4 protein-coding genes are annotated in these 3,929 nt (G+C 48.8%); all 4 read left to right on the top strand.

Going from position 1 to position 3,929, the window contains the following annotated elements; genetic code table 11:
* The coding region (locus tag RLO19_RS27615; protein WP_446360568.1) for an RNA-guided endonuclease InsQ/TnpB family protein at nucleotides 1-926 on the top strand (926 nt) is incomplete at its 5' end.
* A gap of 48 nt (nucleotides 927-974) precedes the next feature.
* A complete protein-coding gene (locus RLO19_RS27620) occupies nucleotides 975-2,702 on the top strand; it encodes a succinate dehydrogenase/fumarate reductase flavoprotein subunit (RefSeq protein ID WP_446360569.1) in 1,728 nt (575 codons plus the stop codon).
* Between the two features lie 216 nt (nucleotides 2,703-2,918).
* Nucleotides 2,919-3,677 (top strand): NAD-dependent epimerase/dehydratase family protein, encoded by a 759-nt coding sequence (locus RLO19_RS27625; RefSeq protein ID WP_446360570.1) that lies wholly within the window; start codon nucleotides 2,919-2,921, stop codon nucleotides 3,675-3,677.
* Nucleotides 3,674-3,811, top strand: a complete 138-nt coding sequence (locus tag RLO19_RS27630) for a hypothetical protein (protein WP_446360571.1) — start codon at nucleotides 3,674-3,676, stop codon at nucleotides 3,809-3,811. The genes RLO19_RS27625 and RLO19_RS27630 overlap by 4 nt, the downstream gene beginning before the upstream one ends.
* Nucleotides 3,812-3,929 lie beyond the last annotated feature (118 nt).

Below are 3,929 nucleotides of genomic sequence, written 5' to 3' on the forward strand. Positions count from 1 at the left end.
GTTCTATCCAGATGCGTGGTAAAGCCCGTATCTGGGGGACTCCAACAACCTGCACCATTGTCTACCGCAATGGAAAATGGTACGCTAGCATAACCGTGAATTTGACTGAGTTGCAGGCGGCAACAAGACAAACAGATTTTGGTTCAATTGGCATCGACTTTGGTTGCAAGTCAGCATTAGCAATCACCGATGGGGAAAACCATTCTTTTATTGAAGCCCCTAAGTTTTTGCGAAAAGCTGAAGCTGAGATTAAACATCTTTCCAAGGGTAAGCGTCGTAAGAGGGCCCCCAATAGAAGGAAAAAACAAAAAGGTTCTAGTCGGTGGAAAAAGACCCAAGCGAAAATTAGCAAAGTAACTCACAAGGTTGCTAATCAGCGCCAAAACTGGGTACACCAAGTAGCAACAGACATTGTTCGCTGTAATAGCTTCGTTGCTACGGAAAAACTAGAAGTCTCGAAAATGACCCGCTCTTCCAAAAAAGGTAAGCGCAAAAAGCAGAAAGCTGGGCTAAATAAATCCATCTTAGACGTGGGTATGGGAATGCTGAGGTCAGCGATTGAATATAAAGTGAAAGACGCGGGTGGAGTGTTTATCGAGGTTCCTACTCGAAAAGTGAAACCATCCCAGACTTGTCCTAACTGTGGAAATCAGCAGAAAAAGACCCTAGACGAAAGAGTTCACCACTGCCATAAATGTGGATTCACAATGGATAGGGATTTAGCCGCAGCATTAGTAATGCTTTTGTGGGCGTTAGGAATTCTACCGGGGTTTGGAACGAGGATGGTAGACGCCGATGCCTCTAGCTCTACTTCAGAAACCCGCTCTTCGCAGCAAACGGGAAGCATGAAGCAACTAGGGCAGATGAAGCGTCAGAAACACAGTCCTGCTGGTCTGGTTGTAGAAACCCAGACCTCAACGAAGTAGGTCTGGGTAGTTCATGATGGATAACAGCAGAAATTCAATCGAGTTGAGATGCGAGAACACGATGTGATTATTGTCGGCGGTGGTTTAGCCGGATGTCGGGCGGCGTTGGAAATTAAACGCACTGATCCGAAGCTGAATGTGGCACTGGTTGCCAAAACCCATCCCATTCGTTCCCACTCCGTTGCTGCCCAAGGGGGGATGGCGGCGACGCTGAAAAATGTGGATGCTGAGGATACCTGGGAAGCCCACGCCTTTGATACAGTTAAGGGGTCAGATTATCTGGCTGACCAAGATGCGGTAGAAATTCTCACCCGAGAAGCACCGGATGTGGTGATTGATTTAGAACATCTGGGGGTACTCTTTTCCCGCTTACCCGATGGTCGCATTGCCCAACGTGCATTTGGTGGTCATTCCCATCGCCGTACCTGCTATGCTGCCGATAAAACGGGTCATGCCATTCTTCATGAACTGGTGAGTAATCTCCGCAAGAACGACGTGACGGTGTACGAAGAATGGTACGTCATGCGGCTGATTTTGGAAGACGGGCAGGCAAAAGGGGTGGTGATGTTCAACATCATGAAAACTCACCTGCAAGTGGTACGGGCAAAAGCGGTGATGTTTGCCACAGGGGGCTATGGGCGGGTGTTTAATACCACCTCCAATGATTTTGCCTCGACGGGGGATGGCTTAGCCATGTCAGCGTTAGCAGGGGTACCGTTGGAGGATATGGAGTTTGTCCAGTTTCATCCAACCGGGTTATATCCGGTGGGTGTGTTAATTTCCGAAGCGGTACGGGGTGAAGGGGCGTATCTGATTAATAGCGAAGGCGATCGCTTCATGGCAAATTATGCCGCGAGTAAAATGGAACTCGCCCCACGGGATATTACCTCACGCGCGATCGCATTAGAAATTCGTGCCGGTCGCGGGGTTTATCCGGATGGGAATCCTGGAGGTCCTTGTGTCTATCTGGACTTGCGGCACATGGGTAAGGAAAAAATAATGAGTCGCATTCCCTTCTGTTGGGAAGAAGCCCACCGACTCGTCGGGGTTGACGCGGTATACGAACCGATGCCCGTGCGTCCTACAGCCCATTATTCCATGGGTGGCATTCCCGTCAATACCGATGGACAAGTGCGAAGTGGACCCGATGGATTGATTGAAGGATTGTTTGCCGCCGGGGAATCGGCTTGTGTCTCGGTTCACGGTGCCAATCGCTTGGGGAGTAATTCCCTGCTAGAATGCGTGGTTTACGGCAAACGAACCGGGGCTGCGATCGCGCAATATATTCAAAACCGCAAATTACCCGACATTGATGAACAAATCTATCTCAATGCTGCCCAGAATAAGATTAATGCATTGCTAGGTCAATCCGGAAGCCTACGCATCGATAAACTACGTCAAAACTTCCAAGACTGCATGACTCAATACTGCGGCGTCTTCCGCACCGAGGCATTAATGCAGGAAGGATTGAATCAACTGCAACAGTTGAAACAGCAGTACCAAAATATCTATTTAGATGACAAAGGAAGCTGCTGGAATACGGAATTAATCGAAGCTTTGGAACTGCGGAATCTCATGGTAGTTGGGGAAATCATTCTCACTTGTGCCCTAAATCGCCAAGAAAGTCGGGGTGCCCATTCTCGTGAGGATTATCCCCAACGGGATGATACCAACTTTTTGAAGCATACCCTGGCGTACTATTCCTCAGCCGGAATTGATTTGCAGTACAAGTCAGTGGCGATTACCCGCTTTGAACCCCAAGAACGAAAGTATTAGGCACTTTTGACAATCCCCCGCTTGAAAGACGGGGGATTCTTCATTCATCCAACCAACCACCAAGCGAGTAGTAAGGCGCGGTTCATGAAGAGTCTGCCTTTAGGATGATGACTCAGACTATAGATTCAGGAATACTCCTATTTTTAGGACTATAACGGCAATTTATCCTATTTTATTACCAATTAGTCGGTCAATCTAATTCTGGGAAGACCTAGCTTGAGCAAACATATCTTGATTACGGGCGGGGCGGGGTTCATCGGCTCTCATTTGGCAGACGAACTGCTGACACGAGGGGATCGCGTCCGCGCCCTAGACAATTTATCCCCACAAGTCCACGGGTTCAACTGCTCCCGACCCAGCTATTTACATCCAGATGTCGAACTGATCGTTGGGGATGTACGCAACCCAGAGGCAGTCAGAAAAGCACTCAAAGGAATTGATGCAGTCTATCATTTTGCCGCCGTTGTCGGTGTGGGGCAAAGTATGTACGAAATCGTCAACTACAGGCAAGCCCTCTCTAACCCCTATACTGGTGTTCTGGCAATTTTTGCCTCGCGGATTTTAAATAACAACCCGCCCCTGATTTTTGAAGACGGTTATCAACTGCGCGATTTTGTCAGCGTTAGCGATGTGGTTCAAGCTTGCCGACTTGCTCTGGAAGTACCGGGAGTGACGGGCAGTGTTTTCAATATAGCCAGTGGACAGCAGCATACCGTGCGCGAAGCGGCTGCCAAGATGGCTAAGGTATTGGGTAAGGAACAGATTCAACCCAAAATTACCGGAAACTACCGCGTGGGTGATGTGCGCCATTGCTTTGCCGATATCAGTCTGGCTCAATCTATTTTGGGTTATAAACCGCGCGTGAAGCTCGAAGATGGTTTGATTGAGCTAGCCGGATGGCTGGAGGGACAAGTCGCCCATGACCGAGTCGCAGAAGCTCGTGAAGAATTGGCAGCACGAGGATTAACCGTATGAGCCTGCAATCTATATCCAATCCGACCAAGCCACTCCTGGGTATCTTAGAGTGGTTTCGACCGGGCGAATATGAACAGGTCGAACGGGTATTGGCAAGCCTGAAAAGCATTAACTTGACACTCCCCGCCCTATAAGTGCGGGGATTCTTAGTTCCGCGACACACCTTACAATTATCTATCCTTGCGGCAATACTTAAACCAAACACCCGTAGAAAACTACCAAGTATTGAGCCTAATTTAGATAACTCCAGAG

The organism is Coleofasciculus sp. G2-EDA-02 (assembly GCF_040226375.1).
GTDB lineage: Bacteria > Cyanobacteriota > Cyanobacteriia > Cyanobacteriales > Coleofasciculaceae > Coleofasciculus.

Bases quoted from the DNA above. Each gene is read 5' to 3' on its own strand.
- RLO19_RS27620 (WP_446360569.1), top strand. From the start codon at position 975: ATGCGAGAACACGATGTGATTATTGTCGGCGGTGGTTTAGCCGGATGT.
- RLO19_RS27630 (WP_446360571.1), top strand. From the start codon at position 3,674: ATGAGCCTGCAATCTATATCCAATCCGACCAAGCCACTCCTGGGTATC.